This window comes from Synechococcus sp. BA-124 BA4 (assembly GCF_034931165.1).
The window spans coordinates 1-20,491 of sequence record NZ_JAYGIA010000009.1; the positions used below are offsets into that span (position 1 = coordinate 1).

Genomic DNA, 20,491 nt, shown 5'->3' on the forward strand with positions numbered 1-20,491 from the left:
GGTGGAGGTACTGCAGCACCGTGGCCACCGCCAGCGGCAGACCGATCAGGGCCAGATAGACGCAGTAGAGCCCGGCGGTGCCGAGGATGCCCCGCCCCACCAGCAACCGCCGCCGCTGACCCCAGGGGTGGAGACCGGCCCGCCGCAGCATCCACCAGCTGATCAGCACGCTCACCACCGCCCGCGCCAGCACCACCTCCGCCACCGGCAGGCGCCCCCCCAGGGCCTTGACGCACACCCCCATCAGGCTGAAGGCCAGGGCGCTGGCGACCATCCACAGACCCGCCCGCCAGGCCGGGGGCTCGCCATGGGCGCGCTCGCCCCACTTCTGGTGTGGTGCGGCAGAATGGAGGCCAGAGCGACCCCAGCGGTAGCGCCATCCCTTGAGCCAGTCCCAGCCCCACGCCCGCCTCCACCCCCGCACGATCGAAGCGGTGAAGGAGCGCGCGGACATCGTCGATGTGGTGGGCGAGCACGTGGTGCTCAAGAAGAAGGGGCGGGAGTTCGTGGGGATCTGCCCCTTCCACGACGACAAATCGCCGTCGATGACGGTGTCGCCCGCCAAGCAGTTCTACTACTGCTTCTCCTGCGGGGCCGGCGGCAACGCCATCAAGTTCCTGATGGAGCTGCAGCGCACCAGCTTCAGCGAGGTGGTGCTGGATCTGGCGCGCAAGTACCAGCTGCCGGTGGAAACGGTGGATGGGCCGCAGCAGGAGCGGCTGCGCAGGCAGCTCTCCCGCCGTGAGGCCCTGCTGCGCGCCCTGAGCCTGGCCTCGGGCTGGTTCCGCAGTCAGCTGCGCAGCCCCGAAGGCGCCGGCGCCCTGACCTACCTCACCGGGGAGCGGGGTCTGAGCGAGGGCACGATCGACGCCTTCGACCTGGGCTACGCCCCCGAGAGCTGGGATGCGCTGCTCAGGCACCTCGGCCAGGTGGAGAACCTGCCGCCGGAGCTGCTGGAGGCGGCCGGGCTGGTGGTGCCGCGCAAGGGCGGCGACGGGTTCTACGACCGCTTCCGCCACCGGGTGATGGTGCCGATCCGCGACCGCCAGGGTCGGGTGATCGGCTTCGGCGGCCGCAGCCTTGATGGCGGTGAGCCGAAATACCTCAACTCCCCGGAAACGGAGGTGTTCGAGAAGGGCAAGCACCTGTTCGGCCTGGATCGTGCCAGCAACGCCATCCGCAAGGACGACCAGGCGGTGGTGGTGGAGGGTTACTTCGATGTGATCGCCCTCCACGCCGCCGGCATCACCAATGCGGTGGCGTCGCTGGGCACGGCGCTCAGCAGCCAGCAGATCACCCAGCTTTGCCGCTGCTGCGACAGCCGCCGCCTGGTGCTCAATTTCGACACCGATGGCGCCGGTGTGCGCGCCGCCCAGCGGGCGATCGGGGCGGTGGAGCAGCAGGCGCTGCAGGGGCAGCTGGAGCTGCGGGTGCTGCACCTGCCCGCCGGCAAGGACCCTGATGAATTCCTCAGGCAGCATGGCGCCGGCGAGTACCGCGCCCTGCTGGAGCGGGCACCCCTCTGGCTCGACTGGCAGATCGAGCAGGTTCTGGAGGACAAGGATCTGGCCCGCTCCGATCAGTTCCAGCAGGCGGTGGCTTCCCTGGTTGCCCTGCTGGGCAAGCTGCCCCAGAGCGCCGTGCGCAGCCATTACCTGCAGCAGGTGGCCGAGCGGCTCAGCGGCGGCCAGGCCCGGCTGGCCCAGAAGCTGGAAGAGGACCTGCGCCAGCAGGTGAAGGGTGAGCGCTGGCATGGCCGGGCCAGCCGCTGGGAGCAACCCGGGGAGATCGGCCTGCGCGAGCGCGCCGAAGCGGAGCTGCTGCGCCTCTACCTGCATGCGGGCCGTCACCGCGGCGCGATCCGCCGAGAGCTGCGCCAGCGGGAGCTGGAGGATTTCGCCATCGCCCACCACCGTCTGCTCTGGGCCAGCATCAGCGAACTGGAGGAAGACAACCTCGGCGTGGGCCGGCTGGAGGCGATCAACCGGGGCAGTGATCCGGGCGACGATCTGGCCGATCTGGATCTGCCGCGTCTCCTGAGCGACCGGCTGCTGGTGGAGGAAAGCGAGCTGCTGAATCGGCTCACCCCCCTGCTGGAGCCGAACGAACTGCAGCGCATGGCCCTGGCCGAACCCCTGCTGCAGCTGCGCGGCACCACGGCGGTGCTGGAGCGCCAGCGCAGCCTCAAGCGCTGCCGCCACCTGCTCGATGCCTGGGGATCCCAGCGGCTGGAAACGCTGGAGCGCTGCATCGCCCGCCTGCTGGAGGAGAGCGAGGCGGAAGCCAGCGCCGCCGCCGCCCTGAGCATGGAAAGCCGGATCGATTCGATGTTCAGCGAACTGAACGGCGATGCCCTGCGCTTCCAGGAGCTGTACTACAACGAACGTCGGCACATCCATCACCTCGACCAGCAGCGCTGCGCTGATCCCCTGGCGGCGGCACGGCTGGCCAGCTGAGCCGCACCCGCCTTCGCTCCGTAACGCCATGGCCCCAGGCAAACCGCGCGTCCGCATCAGCCCGGCGGAGGCCTTGGGCTTCGCCGGGCTGATGGCACTGGCGGGCCCCCTGGGAACCGCTTCCGCGCAGCCGAGCGGTCCGGCCCCCCGGATCCGGCAGACGGTGGCTCCGATCGCCACGCCGAACCGCCTCCTGGAGGACGCCCTGCGACAGGACCTGTTCCCCGTAGCGGTGGTGGACGACCAGGGCCATGGTCCCGACCCGGGCACGGCGGAATGGCGACAGGCCGAGATCCATCAGCGCCGCAACGCCTGCCGGGCGGCTGGCCCCTTGCGCTATGCCTACAACCGCATCGATCTGAACGGAGACCGGCGAGACGAGCTGGTGGCCACCGTGATCGGCCCTTACACCTGCGGCACCGGCGGCTGCAACGCCTATGTCTTCCAGAGCGGCCCCCAGAACAGTGTTCTGCGCCTGGTGTCCCGGATGTCGCTGTTCAAGCCGCCTCTGGTGGTGAGCGACCAGCGCCACAACGGCTGGAGAGACCTGATCAGCCGGGTGCGGATCGATGCGGGCCATGGCTACTACGCCCGTCTGCCCTTCAACGGCCGCGGCTATCCGAGCAACCCTTCAGCACCCCCCGCCGAGCCCCTGCGTCAAGCGGTCTGGGGCGTGGCCCTGCTCGACACCAACGACGACGCCAGCCCCACCCATCCCCTGCCCTGCGACAGGCCCGCCATCGCCGCCCCACCCCGCAGCCTCTGATCCAGGCAAGGCCTGGCTGCCCGCTGCTCAGAACTGGGTGGAACGCACCGGCTTGAGTTGCCACATCGCCTCGCCGGGCACCAGCTTGTACGTCACCTGGCGGGTGCCGCCGGTGGGCCTGGCCTTGCTGTCGCCGCTCCTGTAGACGGGGAAGCGCCGCACCAGGCTGGTCTCCACCACGGCGAACTGGTCGTGGCCCATGTAACCCCTGGCATCGTTGGAGCTCATGTCCTGCAGATGGATCGGCAGCAGGCCCCCGGCCCTGGTGGTGGTCCAGGCCTTCACGGAGCCGTAACTGCCGCTGCCGGCGCTCTGCACATAGACGAACAGATCAGGCAGCCCGTCGCTGTTGAGGTCCTCCACTTCGGCACCGACCACACGGCCCTCGACGGTCTCCTGGATGGACGGGAAGGCCTTGTCGCCGCGGCGGGCCTTCACCGTGAGCTGCTGGGTCGAGCCCTCACCGCTGGCTGTCACCGCGAAGCTGACTCCCTGGAGGCTGAGGTTGCTGCGGAACGGAGCCGCGAGCGCCGAAGCTCCGGCCAGAAGCAGAGCCGATCCGAGGGCCCATGACCCGAGACGCCCGATCCGATCGTGGTGAAGTGCCATGGCAGATGGTCCTGTTGCCCTGGCCATCATCGTCAGCGGCGGGTTCTCACAGTGACGGCCTTGCGCCACTGCGGAAGCCGATGCCCCTGCACCTCCGCCCCCCTCAGGCCCAGCAGGGAAAACGCCGGCAGGTCCCGACGCGATGCTGGGCGGCATGTTCTCTGGAACAGAACACTCCCACGCTCCTGTGGGAACCCTCGGTGGTGAACGGTGACCCTCCTCGCTGAACTCCTGGTCGGGCAACCGGGGCACTGTCTGATCGTGGCCCTGGTGCTGCTGGCGGGCTGGTCCCTGCTGTGGGCCTCCCTGGCCTGGGGGTTGTACGCCGCCTGGGAGGCGCTGGTGCAGCTGCGCACGCCGGAGGCCAACATCCGGGTGGATCTGCTGTTGATCTGGCCGTTGCTGGCCGCGCTGACGCTGGTCGGATTGATCAGCTGCACCATCGGGGCAAGACGCTGAGCTGGGTGCCACTCGGCGTGGCCTGGTCCTGAAAGATGTGTTATGAATGCTCTCTGGATTGCCCAGCGAGGCGGTTCGATCCGACCTTCAATGTCCACATCACCCATGGTTTGCAGCCTTCGTCACCACTCCGCAGCCCTTGGCGCGGGTCTTCTGCTGTCGGGCCTGTCCGCCCCCTTCGCGCCGGCAGCCATGGCCGAAGTCCTGGTCCGGGCCCAGGGCCGTTGCAAACTGATGAGCGGTGGGTACGAAGCCTTCAACGGACACTGCCTCTTCAAGCACAAGAAGGCTGGAAGCGTCGATGCCTATGTCGTGAAGCTCGACGACGGCACGGAGTTCAGCTTCTCGGGCCCCAACGTGCAGGCGCTGAGTGTGCAGACCTACGACGGCATTCGCAGCGTCAGTCACAGCATCCAACCGGACCATGAGGTCTTCAGCTGGAATGACGGCGAACCCCGAAAGCTCTCCGTTCGGCTCGACCGCGTCGAGAACCCCGACGTCCGTTTCGAGGATTCCGCCCAGAAGGCTGATTCCAGCACGCTCCTGGGTGCCGCGGTGGGTGCTCTGATCGGCGGGCTGATCTCCGGTAAGCCCATCACCACGACCGAGCCAGCCCGGGAGGGCGCTCCGGTCTCCGATCTGCAATCCCTGGTGGGCGCCAAAGGGGGCCAGGCCGAAGGAACCCTGACGTCCAAGGGCTACACCTACCGCGGCGGCACCAAGCTGGCCGACAGTTCCTTCAGCTACTGGCAGCAGCCCAGCACAAAAAACTGCGTGGCGATTCGCACCACCAACGGACGCTATCAGTCCATCACCTACACAACAAAGAGCGACTGCAACTGACCAGCGGCTGGATCAGCGGCTGAGATGTCCCCCCTGTGGCCCTAAGCCACAGGGGGATTGCTGGTGGCCTGACGTCGAGGCCAGCGGAGGTCAGGCGCGCTTGAGCAGGCGCAGGATCACCAGAAGGATCACGGCGCCAAGGGTGGCCACCACGATGCTGCCCAGCACGCCACCTCCGAAGGCTCCACCCAGACCGCCGAAGAACAGGCCACCGATCAGGGCTCCGATGATGCCGGCGACCAGATCACCGATCAGGCCGAAGCCACTTCTTTTGACCAGGACACCCGCCAGCCAGCCGGCGATCACGCCGACCAGCAGAAACCAGAGAACGTTCATAGGCACTCGCCGTTGGTCCTGACGATCAGTCACACCGTAGATGTGGGGCCAAGAGCTGCAATCAGCGGACCTGATCGCCTTAGAAACTCATTGTCAATCCTGACCCTTGATCACACCCATCGATCAGGCTGCACCAGGGAGCGTGGACATAGACCTGTGCCTGCCGCTGGTCAAAATCCCTCCAGCACGATCTTGCCGTGCACCTCACCCGAAGCGATCCGGGCATGGGCCTGCTCGAGGTTCGCGGCATTGATCGGCCGGAGAATCCCGGTGACGGTGGTGCGCAGCCGGCCGGCATCGATCTCATCGGCCACCTGATTGAGCAGGTGATGCTGCTCAATCATGTCTGGCGTCTGATGCAGCGCCCGGGCGAACATGTATTCCCAGTGCAGGCTGGCGGCCTTCGTTTTCATCTCGGCCATCGGCATCGGCTGATCTGTGGCCTCGATGCAGACGATGCCGCCCTGGGGACGGATCAGCTCCACGGCCTCAGGCCAGTGACCCATGTCGCTGAAGATGGCGATGTGATCCACAAAGCGAGGCCCGAGGGCACGCACCTGCTCCACCAACGGGCGGTGGTGATTGACCACATGCTGGGCACCGAGCTCCTGCACCCAGGCGATCGAGCTGGCCCGGGAAGCCGTGGCGATCACCGTGAGCCCGGCGCGGCTGGCGAGCTGAATGGCGATCGAGCCGACACCGCCGGCGGCACCGATCAGCAGGATCGTCTGACCCCTGGCGCTGCCATCACGGGGGATCCGCAGCCGGTGGAACAGGGATTCGAACGCGGTGATCGTGGTGAGCGGCAACGCCGCCGCTTCGGCGAAGGACAACGATCGAGGCTTGCGGCCCGCCAGTCGCTCATCCACCAGCTGGAACTCGGCATTGCTGCCAGGCCGTGTGATCTCCCCGGCGTAGAACACCGCATCCCCCACCCGGAACAGACTCACCTCGGCGCCCACCGCCCGCACCACCCCGCTGGCATCCCAGCCGAGCACCCGTGGGGCCGGTGAATCGGCGCCGGTGGCGTCGCGGACCTTGAGGTCCACCGGATTCACGGCGACGGCGGCCACCGCCACCAGCAGATCGTGGCTGCTGGGAGTGGGTATGGGCAGTTCACGGTCCTGAAGGCGGCGCGGATCGGACTCGTGCAGGGAGGCGCCGACGGTGACAGCCTTCATGGACATGGGAGAAAAGATCAGGGAGCAGGGCGGAAGCCAGGCTCGGCGCTCAGGAGATAAAAGTCGAGCTCAGATGTTGTGAAGGTGAAGGCCAGCTTGCCTGCCTTATCTCTACCACCAATGGCAAACATCATCCCACCCACCTTCCAGGCATAGGCACCTCTCCAGTGGTTGAGGCAGGAGGTGTCTTCACGAGGAGCACAGAATTCATTGAATTCTTATTCGCCCATGGAAGCATCGACTGCCGCTCAAGACGAGCGGCGAGAAGTGACTCTCATCATCCACCATAAGCTTCTGAGCCCGTCCGCTGGATCCTGAAGCTCGGCCCATGACCACCAAGGCAGTACAGGCACCCTAGTGCATGGCAAGCTTACCTAATTCACTGTCAAGCATGCTCACCATCTTATGAGCAGCGCCGGTCACTGCTTGCTCAGTTGTAAGCGCAAGTTCACTCACAGCTGTCGGTTCACGCCCAGCAAGCCGAGCTTCAAGTAGGCATCGCTTGTCAACCATGCCTGCTTTTGAGGTGCTGTCCTCGTCGCTGAGATGCACTTCCAGCCTGGTGATATGATCAGCGAAGCGTGCAAGAATACGATGAAGAGTGTCCTCAACATTCTGAGCCAGAGCTTCGTGCCCAGAGATATTCTTGTCTGTGTTGACCTGGATCTGCATGACGACTGCCTCGAGCGATAGTGAGCGTCGTGGGCTCAACTCACTACTAGCCAGATCCACACAAGATGCCAGTCATGACTTCACATCCCGTATAAGGCGCTCATTCCCTGGGACACTGCCTGCAGCCTGCGGTGGGTTGGGTTGACCGCCATTCGACAGCTTCGGACCCTGACATCAATGGTCTCAGTCGAGAGGAACAGGGTTGAACAAGTTGCAGATTTCACAAGAGTTACGCTTCATCGAACTGAGCGCCATTGACTATGCACCATTGCGAACCAATATCTCCTGAAGAAGCGGACCAGTCAGCTGACCTCAGTTTCCCAACGACTATTGTAATCTCAGATCAGCAATTACCCGGGATTCCGATAACCCGCCGGTCCGGAAGCGGGAGGGCGGTGCATCGGATCTGCTGATGGCGCGGGTTCGAGCACCGTGATCGGCGTCCCCTTCACCCCCGCGTAAACCACCACGATCTCGGCCGGTTCCGTGCCGTTGTTGCTGCCGTAGTGGGGCTGATTCACCATTTCGATCAGCCCGTCTCCCGCCTTCAGCTGCAACCTGGGGCCCGCCTCGCTGATCACCAGCAGCTGCCCGCGGATCAGCATGCCGGCGTTGATCACCGCGTGCATGTGCATCGGCAGCTCCATCCCAGGGGGAATCGTGATGTGCAGAACGGTGACTTCAGGCTCCCCACGGGGATAGGCGGGCAGCCGTGTGCCGTTCCAGGCCTTGCCTGATCGGACCAGTGTCTGCACCTTGATTCCGGGCAGTTCCCCACCAGCCTGCACCTTCGGGGCTGACAGCAGCAGACAGCCGCCGAGCAACATCATGGCCAGCCGGCGCTGCCAGATCTGGAGCCTCAGCAGGGGCCCTATCGCAGGACGGACGGGCATGGGAGGCACGAGATCAACGGCACGTCTGGGGGATTCGGCGCGGGAGTGTCTGGCCTCCATTGAATGATCGCAACCAGGCACAACCATCGGGGGACCGCGGTTATTCGTAGCCCGGCTCAGGCCGGGGTCACCCCCAGATAGGCAAAGGCAGCGTCCAGGGCAACCTCCTGACTGCTGTCCGACTCAAAGCCCCAGATCGTCACCAGGGCGGCGATGTCGGTTGGGGAGTAGGTGGTGTCGTAACCGCCGTTGCTGTTGGGGTTGTAGGACATCACGGTATCCGAAGTGTCATACAGAGAACTTGAAGGCCGCTCGTTCGGGTGCCTGAGGCCAAGCGTATGACCAACTTCGTGAACAAAGGTATTGGCATCGTACTGATTATCGCCGGTTTCCTTGACAAAAATCTCCCAGTCGTCGCCAGTCTGATGGGCCAGACCAACAACTCCAGGCAGGAGAACGGGAACATCTTCGACATAATAGATCGAGATGTAAGCCTCGTCCGGGTTATCAACAAAGACAAAGTCTGCATCGATGATCGGATCGATACCAGTGAAGACTGCCTGGCCGTAGCTTTCCTCGGTGCTGGTGAGCCCGACACTGTCGACCCTGCCACGATCCGAGGTGATCACGCCTGAATCAGTTTCGAAATAGATTTCCAGGGTTTCATCAGCACCCAGGATGGATTCATTGTAGGCCGTGAATCCCGGGCTGATCACCACCTCCGGCTCAGGAAAGAGATTGAAATCGGAGGCCTCGATTCTGAATCCCGGCGTGGAGATCGCTGCACTCGGCAGAAACGCGCTGCAGGCTTCCCAGGCCTGCCCAGTCAGTGAATCGACGATGGGCGCAGCGAAGGACTCCTCCATGAAGGAAAACTTCATCGACTCACGGGCAAAAACTGTTCAAGAGACTACCCGTGGCCCCACTTTGTTGCTGTGCCACAACAACATCCCCGTCGAACCGTTGCATTTCTTTGCCCTGGGCCGATCCATTCGCCAGGGACGCTGGTCCCTCTGGTCTGCACGCAGTGGACCGTCACTCGCAACCTCATGCTGGAGGAAGCCGCATCCTGGCTGTGGCCGCCGTCAGCATCATTCACTCAAGCCACTGGAATCATCGGATCGTTCTGAACGCACCGACGCCGATCGTGCCCCGTTGAACGCGTGTGGTCTGGATGCCTGAGGAGAAGGCCGCTACGCCGGAGCCTGAGCGCCTAAAGCCCATGGGCGTCGAGGTTGCGATGAGATTCAGGTCTGATCTGAGAAGCCCCTGTTCACACCTGAACGCAACACTCACAACACCAACCAAGCTCAAGAGCAGCAAGCATTCGAGACTCTCTCGGTACTCATCTGCCAATGATTCGCCCAAGCAGCCGACAAGTGCTGCAGTACAGCTATTGAACACTTCTCCAAACAGACCTTGCGCCCGTTAACGAAGCACAAGCGCCCGATCAGTCCCCCCCACAAGCGCACGTGTACTGACGCCCTTCGACAGATTCCTGGAGTTGCTGAGGAGCAGCCCGCATGATCAAGTGGCTGTGAGGTCGATGCAGATCTCCCTTCAGCGTACGTTCAGCCAGTCACTTGACTTGCAGTGCGAGGGCCCGATCGCGTGATGTGCGGTGGTGAGCAGCAACACAATGTTGAGCAGACCGAAGGTGCCAGCAGCAGCGTACCGAAATGATCAAAACCAGCCCGATTGACGTTCGGCACCCGACGATCCATGGGTCAGTAGCGCTCGGCAAGCACAACATTCACAATGCCCAGCGGCACATTGACCAGGAAAATGGTCCGCCAGCCGAGTCCGGCGATGAGCAGACCGCCGATCGAGGGACCAAGCGTGGTGCCGATCGCGGACATCGTTCCAAGCAACCCCATCGCGCTGCTGATCCTTGCTTTCGGCACCGTCTCACTGACGAGAGCAACGGTGAGAGCCATCATGATCGCGGCTCCGAGGCCCTGCAGGGCACGGGCGGCAATCAGCACCCGAGCGTGGGCGCGAGGCCACACAGAAGCGACGCAATCGTGAACAGGCTGATTCCAGCCAGTAACAGTCGTCGACGTCCAATGATGTCTCCGAGCAGTCCGACGCTGACGATCAGGGTGGTGATAGCGAGAAGATACGCCAGGACGATCCACTGGACGGACTGGAAAGAGGAGGAGAACGCCTGGGCCAGCGTCGGCCGGCCGGCATTGGCGATGCTCGTATCCAGCGAGGGCATAACATGGAGAGGGAGAGGCTGGCCGGCGCCCAGCGAACCGACGAAGTGCGTTCCGACGGTTCTGCAATGATTGGCTTCAAGGTTGCCTCATTATTTTGGTCTGTCTTGAAATCTCTCGACCTGGAACAGCCTTTCCTGACTGAGGGAGATGCACGTTATGTGCAGGCTGAATCAGCCCTCAGCCACAAGCCTGACCTGATTGAAATTCAGTGGCAGGCTGCACAATCTTCTGCCACGAAGGAGCTTGCTAGAACCCAGTATTCATCACAGTCAGGGGCAGAAGATTCTCCTATAAATAAATGTTTTCACGGGGATTCAGGCGCAATGCTGTGGCCGTGACCAGTGGTGCAGTCAATTGATCGGGCATGTGGACGAGCTGAACACAAGAGACGCGGCTGGACTGACAAAGCCGGGAGGGACGGTCTTCTGCTCGCGCGCGAATGTTGCGATGCAGTTGTCTCCAAAGGTCACGGTGCGTCGGCTGAGATCGATGGTGTTGAGAGAAGCCATGACCTTCGGATGTTGCTTGACGAACGCAACGATGACGTCGAGATCCTTCGCGTTTTGGTCTTGCGGTGGAAGAGCGGCAGATGCAGGCGAGGCAAGTGCTGCTCCGAGCAGCAGCCAGAGGACATGGTTCATGGACAGAGGACCTGCAGATTCATGGTGTTCGCGAGATGGTGATCACGAGGCCTGCCCCGCGCCGGAGTGGCAGGCAGTACGTCCAAGGTATAAGGATTCAGTGACTGAGAATTTCGGCTGAATGGCATCAGTCGAGCCGTCATCGACATGAAATCCAGTCGCAGACCCGCTGGAGCTGAGAAGCCTGAGGGACCCGGCAAACCAGCGCTTCTGGCGATCTTCGGGCCTCCGTTCATCCCCATCAGAATGGTCCCCATCACCCCCTGACGAGGCCATGCATGAACAAGCCGATCGTGGCGGCCAACACACCCATTGCCGTCGATCTGAAGAAGGGCAAAACCTACCTGTTCTGCACCTGTGGACGGTCGAAGGATCAACCGTTCTGCGACGGCTCCCACAAGGGCAGCGGGATATCACCCCTGCCGTTCACGGCCGACGATGAGGGAGAAGCCTGGCTCTGCCGCTGCAAACAGACGGCACAGGCACCCTATTGCGACGGCAGCCATGCCCAGGTTCCCGATGATCAGGTGGGGCAAAGCTTGTCGCTGAAGAGTTCAGCCGAGCAGGACCGGATGCCTGAACCCCATCCCACCCGGGAGGAACCCACAGTCAGCCTCATCCATGACCTTGCCGAGCATGGGCTCGAGCAGGTGGGGCCCCAGGGGCCGATCGCAGCGATGGGCGTTCCCCGCAGCGAGCTGCCCAACTGGGATCACCTCCAGATCCTGGTGGCCCAGCTGGCCAGGCAGCCTCTGCAGGACGACGTGCCCGTCGCCACGGAGCTGGTGCTGGGTCCGCAGGCCGCCAAGCCCCTGCACCTGCGGATTCCGCTGTTCGTGTCCGACATGAGTTTCGGCGCCCTCTCCGAGGAGGCGAAGGTGTCCCTGGCGCGGGGAGCCGAACAGGCTGGAACCGGGATCTGTTCCGGGGAGGGGGGCATGCTTCCCGAGGAGAAGGCGGCCAGCAGCCGCTATCTCTATGAGCTGGCCCCGGGACGATTCGGCTACCGGGAGGAGTTGCTCACCCAGGTCCAGGCGTTCCACTTCAAGTGCGGGCAGGCGGCGAAGACCGGAGCCGGAGGCCACCTGCCCGGCATCAAGACCACTGCCCGCATCGCTGCGCTGCGTGGCGTCCGCGTGGGCGAGGCGGTGATCTCTCCGCCAGCGTTCACGGATCTGACGACGGTGGATGATTTTCGGCGTTTCGCCGACGGGGTGCGGGAGATCAGCGGGGGGATCCCCGTGGGCTTCAAGATGAGTGCCCAGCACATCGAAGCCGATCTGGATTTCGCCCTTGATGCCGGAGCCGACTACATCATTCTCGATGGACGAGGAGGCGGTACGGGGGCGGCCCCCCTGCTGTTCCGTGATCACATCTCGGTACCGACGATCCCGGCCCTGGCTCGGGCACGCCGCCATCTGGATCGCCGTGGGGCCAGCGGCCGCGTGACCCTGATCATCACGGGCGGACTACGGACCCACGCGGACTTCATCAAGGCCATGGCCCTGGGTGCCGATGGGATCGCCCTGGCGAATGCCGCGATCCAGGCGATCGGCTGCGTCGGGGCCCGAATCTGCCACACAAACAACTGCCCGGCCGGCATCGCCACCCAGGATGAAACCCTGCGGCGGCGACTGAACATCGACCATGCCGCCGATCGTCTGGCCCGCTTTCTCGAGGCCAGCGTGCAGCTGATGCAGGTCATGGCCCGGGCCTGCGGTCACGCGGATCTCCACAGCTTCCACAGAGACGATCTGACCAGCTGGCATCAGGACATGGCGACGCTGGCCGGCATCGCCTGGAGCGGGGCGGAAGGCCAGTGAGCCCGCTCAGCGTGAGTGCCGGCGCGCCTTCACGTCTGTGCTTCGAGATCGCCCGGCTGCCAGGTCTGGTTGAACCAGGGCTCCAGAGGGCCATAGAGCCGCAGGATGACGTTGTACCCCCTGCCCGGCATCGTCTGCACCCAGTTGGCCTCCCTGCCGGCCGGCGCCTTCGGTCCGAACCAGATGGTCGTCGGACACATGATTGAGCGCGTTTCAACAGCCTACTGAAAATGAGGTGATTGACGCGATCAAACTCACAAACAGGGGCGGAGTAGAACGCCATAAACGATTGAATCGGGTTGCTTCTAATCTTTGTTGATTCTGGACTTCAGCTTCTCCAGCTCTTCCCTGAGTTCATCAAGGTTCCGTCTGGAGTCGTCGAGCTCAAGACGCCTGCGCTCCTGCTCTTCTCCCTGATAGTCCCTGAGAGATTTGAACATCAATCCACCACCGCCGGCGATCATCACCACCATGGTCATCAGGCTCCACAGGCTGGTGATTCTGAAGCTGAACAGCAGGCTCTGCAGCACTCCCACTCCAACCGCCGCCGAGGACGCCAACAGAAGAAACCAGCCCACCTTTCTGAACGAATCAGCCAACAGAAGCGCCACCCCGATCCCGAAGGGAATCATCAGCAATCCAAATCCCTCCCCCGCGCCAAAGGACAACAGTCCACCGAAGGAGGACCCCATCCCTCCACCGAAACGTCGCCCCCAACCCATCCCATGGATGCCAGTGCCTACCATCACCTGATTGCTGAACAGGAAAATACCTGCTGAAAACAGAGCACCTCCAATGAGGAACAGGACGAAGTCCTGAACTGGCTTGCGAATCATCATGGATGGGTGTCTTCAGCAATCCTCAGCAGCAGTCTGGCAGATGCCAACAGATTCAGGAATTCGTGGATCACAGCATTGGAGCCAATCGCTGCAGAATATAAGTTCGTAGCTCTCCACGACTCAACAGCAACGGACTGGTTCAGGCCAGCCACGGTCCCTGATCCCGGTCAATGCGTGGTTGCCTGTCCGACAAACACATCGTCACCCGAGAACGAATCCGCCATCAGCCACCAGGGCTGCACCTGTAATGTTTGAGGCTTGCGATGAGCACAGGAACAGGACACTGTCGGCAATGTCCTGGGGCGTGAGAATCCCACCCAGCGGTAAACCGGCAGCCAGGCTGTCCACGGTCATCGGAGCATCCGTCTGTGCTGTGCTCTCGAGGTGGCCTGTCAGCATCGGCGTCAGGACAGGCCCGGGAGACACCTCGTTGATCCTGACCCCCCACTGCGCGCACTCTGCCGCTGCCGAGCGCGTGAGCATGGTCAGAGCGCTCTTGCTGGCGTTGTAGAGGCTGTTCCCGCGGAACGCACGCTGTCAGGCAACCGAGCCGATGTTGGCGATCGCGTCCCCGCCGCCACGGCGCATCGCGCCCACCTCCTCTCACAGGCAGAGGAACAGGCCGCGAACATTCGTGCCGAAGATGAGGTCGAAATCCGCAGCGGTGTAGTCGAGGATGCCTGCGCTCCTGTCGACCCCCGCACAGTTCGCCGCACAGTCGATCCGTCCATAGCGATCCAGCACTGCTCGCAGGCCGTCCATGACCTGGGCCTCGTCGCCAAGGTCGATCGGCAAGAACAAAAAGCTTCCACCTTCAGCCTCCGCCAGGCGCTGCGATTCAGCCCCTTGTGCGGCATTCCGACCGCAGCCGATCACCGCTGCTCCCTCCCGTGCGAAAGCGAGTGCCACTCCCCGTCCGATGCCGGACGTCGCACCGGTGACGAAAGCGATCTTGCCTTCAAAGCGGCGGGAAGACATCGATCAAGTCCGTCCAGAGGGTGGTCTTCAAGGAAGCCCATGACGTCCGCCATTGAACGGTTGATCCGCACGAGCGTGCTGGCATCCTGACGTGATTCGCTCTATCCCAGAGCGCTCGGGCAAAAGTCTTATCATCGGCCGAGCACAGACGTTCAGCCACGTAACATCTCCGCGTTGTCTGCAGCCTCCTACTTGGCGTCGTCTTGTCGGATTGCCGATTCAATTTCGGCTCGCCAAAGGCTATAGGTGGCATCCGAGAAATGCACGCCATCAACGGTGTACCGGGTCAGAAGTAGTCCCCGTGGTGCGATGGTCGGATTCAAGTCGATGACGGGAATCCCTCTGGAACGAGCCAGCCGTTTAATGATCTGATTCGCGGGCGGGATGAACTGATTGGCCTCTGCTCGCGATGTGAACGGGATCAACGTGATGAACACCTGGGCCTTCGTCTGCTGCGCACGATCAAGCAGACTTGAATAATCCAACTCAAATTGTCTGGGATCAAACGTCTTGACTGAAAGAACGTCATTGGTTCCAGCAAGCATGAAGATTCGTTCTGGGGAGTATTGCTTGGCTTGCACAAGTTGATCTCCAATCTGTCGAACCGTGTATCCATCCTCAGCAAGATTGATGCTGCCCAGGGCAGCTCCCCAATGTCGCCCTGCTGACGTGATCGAGTCGCCGACATAGACAGAATGAATGCCGATCAGCCTTCCGCGCCAGCTCGTGACTATCTGCAGGGCTTCGTAGCGGACCTCTTCACTGCTGAGGGAGACCACGGCAAGGGGGAAGGCCAAAGTACAGACTGCGGCAACGGCAATACGGATGATGTTCTTGTGTTGAACCATGGTTCCCGCACTGAAGCCAAAGATCAGCGGCGGCGCAACACGGCCTCACCATCGCTGGGCCCACACCGGCGCAGAGGTTGGGTTTGGCTCGAAAAGCGCAAGATCCTCTTCAAAGAGTAGATCAGGGTTTTCACCATCCAGATCCCAGGCCTGGAGCGTCCCACCGCGTGTGGCCAGCAGAAGGTGTCCCTCCTGATCCCAGTCTGCCCACTGGACATGACTCAACGGCTGACTATCTTGATTTGTCTCCAGCCAGTAACTGATGCGCAGCCCGTCGACGGCCTGACCGATGCCAAACTCGCCCCCGGCCCAGCCGAGGCTCTCTGCACCGAGCAGGCGGTCTCCGCCAACCTGGCGTTCCAGATGCGGGCGTTCCTGGGGTGATCCCCGGCGTCATCCTGGGCTCGGCGGGGAGAGTCCTCGGTTTCCGTCCAGCCGCGTCGCCGTTCGTTGGCGAACTGAACCACGGGAATGGGGGCTAATCCATAAGGAATTGGCAACTGTCTGCCCTGCAAAATCTGATTGTCTTGATCTTCGGTGAAATAGAATCCGCGAGTCCAAGTCCCACACGTCCGAAGGGCGGCTAATGCCGTCAGCCACGGTAGCTTTGATACCGCCACGTAAGTTTCGCCGTACTCCCAGATAGCACTGGGTTTGTGTGCAAAGTAGCTCAGAAAACGACCATCCGGGGAGAGATCAGACCGTCGTGGAAAGATCCGGCCTCGAAACCATGCACCGGGTTCGTAACGTCTCTCTGCGAGATCCCAGCGGCCGACATGAGACCAGTTCGACGGTCCACGCCGAAACACAGCGATCACCGGCGCCTCTGTCGCCGGAATGCAGTAGATCCGAGGAGGGGGGATGTCCTTCATCGCCAACTTGTTTTTATCATCCAACAGCAAAGCTCACCAGCAGTCATTCCGCAGCGCTCCATGGGTACCGCTGAAACGTATTGTCAGCACATGTTTATGGACCCGTCACCTATTCATTAAGTATTCAGCAACAGCCTGATAGGCGGGCAATGAGGTTGGGTCAATCGTCGCGTTCCCAGCCGTGGGAAAAGACGCGAACCGCACGATGACCATGTCGGCAGTTGGATCCACGTAGATGGTTTGCCCATGAACACCACGTGCTGCAAAAGCGCCGTGCCTGTTATGAAGAACCCACCACATGCTACGGTAGCTTCCACCGGCAAGCGTTGCATAGCCAGCCTTGGCAAAGCCGGTCTTGTCGCCACCGGCCCGGATGTTCTCCGTCACTTCTTTCGGGAACAACCGTTGCCCATTGATCATGCCGCCGTTAAGCATGAGCAGCCCAAGACGCCCAAGGTCTCGCATGCCTGCACTGAGTCCGCCGCCGGCAAAAGGTGTCCCCTTGGCGTCCACGGTCATGTATCCATCCTGCTCCGCGCCCATTCGGCTCCAGATGCGCTCCGACAACAGCTGTGCAACATCCTTGCCCGTGACCCGCGACAGGATCCAACCAAGAGCGTCCGAGTTGATTGTCCTGTAGCCAAAAGCATCACCGTGTACGCCGTTCTGCTTGACAGTCTGGAGATACTCAAAGTAACCGTCAGGGCCCGCATAGTCCACTGGCTTCGGGAACGGGCTCGCTGCCTTTGAATAGACCCAGATATCCGCGTCTGGGTCAGAGTAGTCCTCGCTGTAATCGAGCGCCGTGGTCATGTCCATGACCTGACGCACGGTCGCGCTGCCGAATGCGCTGTCCTTCAGTTCTGGGATGATGGAAGACACCATTGCTCTTTCGTCGAGGCGCCCCTCGACCACGAGCATCTCGGCAAGGAGTCCTGTCATGGACTTGGTCATCGACATAGCGGCATGCTTGCCCATCTCGTCGAGACAGCCAGCATATTTCTCATAGACAATTCGATCTTTGTGGAGGATCAGAATGCCATCGGTAAAGGTTGCCGAAAGCGATTCCTTCCATGTCAAGGATTTTTCGCCACCCATAGGCGTGAAGGTCACGGCCTCAATACCGGCATCAATTGCGTAGGCGAGCGAAGTTAGCGAGCCGATGCCCCTGCTCACTTGCTTCGTGGGCATCAGTTCTCGAATGTGGCAGACCGTCCAACGCAACTTTGGGAAGCTAAAGAAATTGGATTCCGGCTGCATGATCAACTTCTCAGATGGAGAGGGAAATCCCTCCATCCAGCCCAACCGCGTGGGGTCAGAGTCCTCAGCATTCATGAATGAACTGGCTGGCGCATGGGCTTGCGCAACAAGGCTGAGCGTGGCCAGGAGATCTACGCCCAGCAAGAATGAAATTCGGATTAGACGTTTCATGCTGATACTGCCATGTGATTACTGGCATTCCTCTCATCAATCGATGCTAGCGCTCAGGATCAGAAGCGGGCCATGACTTTGGCATAGACAACACCATTCACTTCCGATTACTGAATCTTGATGGTGGGCCTCACCCATCGTTGAACTAGCGCGCGCGCCGGTCGTGCATGGCGACCCTGCCGTTGCGGAACGGCCTCGCCGAGATCAACTGAAGCGATCGCGTGCTGGGCAGCTCAGCCTCGTACAGCGTGGGCCGTGGCCGACGATCCTGGGATGGACGAGCAATTGATACTCGTCGATTAGATCCAGCTGGTTCAGCTCTGTCGCGAGCTTGCCGCTACCGAGGACGCCGCCTGGGGTCGCGTCCTCGAGCTTCTGTACGCCGGATCTCAGGTCGTCGGTGATGTGTTGGCTGTTGATCCATGGGAAGTCCTTTCGCGTCGAGGACACCACGTACTTAGGCTCGGTCTCCAGCTTTACCGCCCACTCGCGCATCGCCGGCTCTGCCTCCGTGTCGCCTCGGGCCACCGCTGGTCAGTAGATCTCCATCATCTCGTATAGGTGACACGGCCCCACAACATCGCCCCGCCTTCGTCCATGAGGCGTGTGAAGAAGGCGTGTGTCTCGTCGTCGACGATTCCTTCCTGGAGGTCGACATAACCGTCCAGTGTGACGTTGATACTGAAGATCAGGAGTCCCAAGATGTCCGGCCCAGATGTTGCCTCTGAGGCCTACCGCTCTTCATCACATACTCACAGGTGCTACCGCTGACGAGCATGGACCTGGAAGTGGGTCGAATGCATGATGCTGTTAGGCATTGCCTCTAAAATATCTAACCGCTAATCGAGATAAGGCTTCAACAAGCATGAAGGTTATCAAGACAAGTCCGATGATCAGCGGAAGTAGTGTCACTGAAGCGTGATTCGTGGCCGTGAGATCGTGCACGATTTAACCTGTGATAAAGCCTACTCTGGTTAACGCCATCACCAAGTAACCGCGACGGGTCATCTCTAGCCAAAAACGGAACCCGAACCCGGCAACGGCAAAAGAATTAGCCCCATTGACCTTTCGCTTGTCCGACGGATTCCGATCTGGGGGCTCGGCCGCGTCAACTTCGGGCTAACGATCAACATGACCGTCGATGTTCTTGTTCGCCGGTCTAGTTGATTTTCCTTGCTATATACACCCCATAGCCGAAGTACGTCTTGTACTTTTCGTAGAGTGCGATTTCTTTCTGCTCTACATCCGCTATCTCATGTGCTTCTTTGCTGTTCCCGTTGCGGCTCAAAAAATCACCTAGCCTCGCCTGGATGGGGCGGTAGTACTCGTCGAGCCAGCAGTGTTCTGGCAGCACGAAGTAGCCAACAGGAGAATAGCCATGCTTCTCCAGAACACCGATCTTTGCCGATGCCGTATTGATTTCTGGATACTCGCTATCCCAATATTGCTGAAGTTCCTCCGGTCGAGAGTCTGTCAGCCATGTAATCTCAGACGCAACCAGTAGACCTCCCGTTTTGAGGAAGCGTCGCCACTCAGCTACGCCCTTCTCGAATCCCATGTTGTAGATAGCTCCTTCCGACCAGATCACATCCAACTCCTCGTCGGCGAACGGCAGGTTCTCCATCGAGCATGGAAGTGTCGATATCATGTCAGCAACTCCCGAGTTCTTGGCTTCTTCATTCAAGACATCGAGCAAGTCCTGTAGGAAATCGACTGCCGTGATGTCGGACTTGTTCAAGAGTCGTGCAAGCAGGATTGTGGACGCGCCTGTTCCGCAACCGATATCTGCGACTTTCAGCGAGGCATCGCGGTCGATCATCGCGAGATTCAGAGCAAGCTCTGTCTCGGCATCACCCCCAGGGCCTTGTCGATGGCCTTGTTTATGCAGGTCGATCAGAAGAGTGTAGTCATCCATTGATTCATTTTCCTTTCATGGCGAACTTGTCATTGGACGGTTCCGAGAACCACCTGCCACCGTCTCCCGCATTCCGTGAACCACCTGTTCACTGCGATGCAGTCCGTAGGCCGGATCATCAACTCACTCCTCCAGCAGGGCCTGCTCGATGCGCCGATCAGGGATGATCCAGATCAGGGCCACCAGCACATAGATCGCCTGGGCCAGCCACGCCGCCGCGAAGGCCGCCAGCACGGCCAGGGCATACAGCAGCAGCGACAGTCGACCCTTCAGGTCGCGGCCGATGGCCTTGCGCAGCAGGGAGTTCTGGCCATCGTTGCGGATGATCGCCTGCTGCAGGATCCAGTAGGCCACCGCAGCCAGCAGCAGGTTGAGGCCGTAGACCGCCGTGGGCAGGGCGGCGTAGTGGTTTTCGCCGATCCAGCGGGTCGCGAAGGGAACCAGCGACAACCAGAAGAGCAGATGCAGATTGGCCCAGAGCACGCCACTGCTCACCCGCCGGCAGGCCTGCAGCAGGTGGTGATGGTTGTTCCAGTAGATGCCGACATACACGAAGCTCAGCACATAGCTGAAGAAGATCGGTGCCAGGGACAGCAGTGCCCAGACACCGTCCCCTTCCGGACTCTTGAGCTCCAGCACCATGATCGTGATGATGATCGCGAGCACCCCGTCACTGAAGGCTTCGAGGCGACCGCGACCCATGGCTG

Annotated in this window: 24 protein-coding genes and 2 pseudogenes; 7 read left to right on the forward strand and 19 right to left on the reverse strand. The window is 61.5% G+C overall.

Annotated elements, in window-relative coordinates:
* A pseudogene (locus tag VB734_RS01630) lies at positions 1–274 on the reverse strand (EamA family transporter); the annotation flags it as partial.
* 109 nt (positions 275–383) lie between these two features.
* On the opposite strand from VB734_RS01630, the gene dnaG reads away from it, so the two are divergent.
* Entirely contained in the window at positions 384–2,456 is a 2,073-nt protein-coding gene (dnaG, locus tag VB734_RS01635; protein WP_197165242.1) for a DNA primase, read from the forward strand.
* A 28-nt stretch (positions 2,457–2,484) separates the two neighbouring features.
* Positions 2,485–3,222 carry a hypothetical protein gene (locus VB734_RS01640; protein ID WP_322782612.1) on the forward strand — a complete coding sequence of 246 codons (738 nt, stop codon included), beginning with the start codon at positions 2,485–2,487 and terminating at the stop codon, positions 3,220–3,222.
* A gap of 27 nt (positions 3,223–3,249) precedes the next feature.
* On the opposite strand, the gene VB734_RS01645 is transcribed toward VB734_RS01640, so the two are convergent.
* Positions 3,250–3,831, reverse strand: a complete 582-nt coding sequence (locus tag VB734_RS01645) for a PliI family lysozyme inhibitor of I-type lysozyme (RefSeq protein WP_322782611.1) — start codon at positions 3,829–3,831, stop codon at positions 3,250–3,252.
* A gap of 210 nt (positions 3,832–4,041) precedes the next feature.
* On the opposite strand from VB734_RS01645, the gene VB734_RS01650 reads away from it, so the two are divergent.
* Together VB734_RS01650 and VB734_RS01655 are read left to right on the forward strand one after the other, a co-directional pair.
* The gene (locus tag VB734_RS01650) at positions 4,042–4,290 is read left to right on the forward strand and encodes a hypothetical protein (protein WP_197165248.1); all 249 of its coding nucleotides are present in this window, start codon (positions 4,042–4,044) and stop codon (positions 4,288–4,290) included.
* 105 nt (positions 4,291–4,395) lie between these two features.
* Entirely contained in the window at positions 4,396–5,133 is a 738-nt protein-coding gene (locus VB734_RS01655; protein WP_197165250.1) for a hypothetical protein, read from the forward strand.
* Between the two features lie 90 nt (positions 5,134–5,223).
* Here the strand turns inward: VB734_RS01655 and VB734_RS01660 are convergent, their stop codons facing one another.
* The 7 genes from VB734_RS01660 to VB734_RS01690 form a co-directional block, all read right to left on the reverse strand.
* The gene (locus VB734_RS01660; RefSeq protein ID WP_197165251.1) at positions 5,224–5,469 is read right to left on the reverse strand and encodes a GlsB/YeaQ/YmgE family stress response membrane protein; all 246 of its coding nucleotides are present in this window, start codon (positions 5,467–5,469) and stop codon (positions 5,224–5,226) included.
* A gap of 170 nt (positions 5,470–5,639) precedes the next feature.
* A complete protein-coding gene (locus VB734_RS01665; protein ID WP_231594815.1) occupies positions 5,640–6,656 on the reverse strand; it encodes a zinc-binding alcohol dehydrogenase family protein in 1,017 nt (338 codons plus the stop codon).
* A 348-nt stretch (positions 6,657–7,004) separates the two neighbouring features.
* On the reverse strand, positions 7,005–7,322 hold the full coding sequence (locus VB734_RS01670; RefSeq protein ID WP_231594816.1) for an HPF/RaiA family ribosome-associated protein: 318 nt from the start codon (positions 7,320–7,322) through the stop codon (positions 7,005–7,007).
* 350 nt (positions 7,323–7,672) lie between these two features.
* Entirely contained in the window at positions 7,673–8,215 is a 543-nt protein-coding gene (locus VB734_RS01675) for a cupin domain-containing protein (RefSeq protein WP_197165255.1), read from the reverse strand.
* 116 nt (positions 8,216–8,331) lie between these two features.
* On the reverse strand, positions 8,332–9,096 hold the full coding sequence (locus VB734_RS01680) for a hypothetical protein (protein ID WP_322782610.1): 765 nt from the start codon (positions 9,094–9,096) through the stop codon (positions 8,332–8,334).
* An 846-nt stretch (positions 9,097–9,942) separates the two neighbouring features.
* Positions 9,943–10,200: an MFS transporter gene (locus VB734_RS01685; protein WP_197165265.1), complete on the reverse strand. Its 258-nt coding sequence runs from the start codon at positions 10,198–10,200 to the stop codon at positions 9,943–9,945.
* Complete coding sequence (locus VB734_RS01690) at positions 10,194–10,436, reverse strand: MFS transporter (protein ID WP_197165267.1); 243 nt, start codon at positions 10,434–10,436, stop codon at positions 10,194–10,196. The genes VB734_RS01685 and VB734_RS01690 overlap by 7 nt, the downstream gene beginning before the upstream one ends.
* 3 nt (positions 10,437–10,439) lie before the next feature.
* Between VB734_RS01690 and VB734_RS01695 the strand changes: the two genes are divergently transcribed.
* Positions 10,440–10,775: a hypothetical protein gene (locus tag VB734_RS01695; RefSeq protein WP_197165269.1), complete on the forward strand. Its 336-nt coding sequence runs from the start codon at positions 10,440–10,442 to the stop codon at positions 10,773–10,775.
* Between the two features lie 12 nt (positions 10,776–10,787).
* Here the strand turns inward: VB734_RS01695 and VB734_RS01700 are convergent, their stop codons facing one another.
* Positions 10,788–11,078: a hypothetical protein gene (locus VB734_RS01700; RefSeq protein WP_197165271.1), complete on the reverse strand. Its 291-nt coding sequence runs from the start codon at positions 11,076–11,078 to the stop codon at positions 10,788–10,790.
* 278 nt (positions 11,079–11,356) lie between these two features.
* Between VB734_RS01700 and VB734_RS01705 the strand changes: the two genes are divergently transcribed.
* Positions 11,357–12,901, forward strand: coding sequence for a glutamate synthase-related protein (locus VB734_RS01705; RefSeq protein WP_322782608.1), 1,545 nt, complete (start codon positions 11,357–11,359; stop codon positions 12,899–12,901).
* Positions 12,902–12,930: 29 nt separating this feature from the next.
* On the opposite strand, the gene VB734_RS01710 is transcribed toward VB734_RS01705, so the two are convergent.
* The 4 genes and pseudogenes from VB734_RS01710 to VB734_RS01725 form a co-directional block, all read right to left on the reverse strand.
* Positions 12,931–13,101: a DUF1214 domain-containing protein gene (locus VB734_RS01710; protein WP_197165282.1), complete on the reverse strand. Its 171-nt coding sequence runs from the start codon at positions 13,099–13,101 to the stop codon at positions 12,931–12,933.
* A 105-nt stretch (positions 13,102–13,206) separates the two neighbouring features.
* Positions 13,207–13,740 (reverse strand): hypothetical protein, encoded by a 534-nt coding sequence (locus VB734_RS01715; RefSeq protein ID WP_231594817.1) that lies wholly within the window; start codon positions 13,738–13,740, stop codon positions 13,207–13,209.
* 201 nt (positions 13,741–13,941) lie between these two features.
* A pseudogene (locus VB734_RS01720) lies at positions 13,942–14,718 on the reverse strand (SDR family NAD(P)-dependent oxidoreductase).
* 188 nt (positions 14,719–14,906) lie between these two features.
* On the reverse strand, positions 14,907–15,566 hold the full coding sequence (locus tag VB734_RS01725; RefSeq protein WP_197165294.1) for an SGNH/GDSL hydrolase family protein: 660 nt from the start codon (positions 15,564–15,566) through the stop codon (positions 14,907–14,909).
* A gap of 183 nt (positions 15,567–15,749) precedes the next feature.
* On the opposite strand from VB734_RS01725, the gene VB734_RS01730 reads away from it, so the two are divergent.
* The gene (locus VB734_RS01730; protein WP_323242883.1) at positions 15,750–15,950 is read left to right on the forward strand and encodes a hypothetical protein; all 201 of its coding nucleotides are present in this window, start codon (positions 15,750–15,752) and stop codon (positions 15,948–15,950) included.
* 593 nt (positions 15,951–16,543) lie between these two features.
* Here VB734_RS01730 and VB734_RS01735 read toward each other — a convergent pair.
* From VB734_RS01735 to VB734_RS01755, 5 genes are all read right to left on the reverse strand, one after another.
* The gene (locus tag VB734_RS01735) at positions 16,544–17,842 is read right to left on the reverse strand and encodes a serine hydrolase (RefSeq protein WP_323242884.1); all 1,299 of its coding nucleotides are present in this window, start codon (positions 17,840–17,842) and stop codon (positions 16,544–16,546) included.
* Positions 17,843–18,073: 231 nt separating this feature from the next.
* Complete coding sequence (locus VB734_RS01740) at positions 18,074–18,397, reverse strand: dihydrofolate reductase family protein (protein ID WP_322782606.1); 324 nt, start codon at positions 18,395–18,397, stop codon at positions 18,074–18,076.
* A 20-nt stretch (positions 18,398–18,417) separates the two neighbouring features.
* The gene (locus tag VB734_RS01745) at positions 18,418–18,570 is read right to left on the reverse strand and encodes a hypothetical protein (protein WP_197165302.1); all 153 of its coding nucleotides are present in this window, start codon (positions 18,568–18,570) and stop codon (positions 18,418–18,420) included.
* Positions 18,571–19,028: 458 nt separating this feature from the next.
* Positions 19,029–19,784: a class I SAM-dependent methyltransferase gene (locus tag VB734_RS01750; protein ID WP_197165304.1), complete on the reverse strand. Its 756-nt coding sequence runs from the start codon at positions 19,782–19,784 to the stop codon at positions 19,029–19,031.
* Positions 19,785–19,907: 123 nt separating this feature from the next.
* Complete coding sequence (locus VB734_RS01755; RefSeq protein WP_322782605.1) at positions 19,908–20,486, reverse strand: TMEM175 family protein; 579 nt, start codon at positions 20,484–20,486, stop codon at positions 19,908–19,910.
* Between the last annotated feature and the right edge of the window lie 5 nt (positions 20,487–20,491).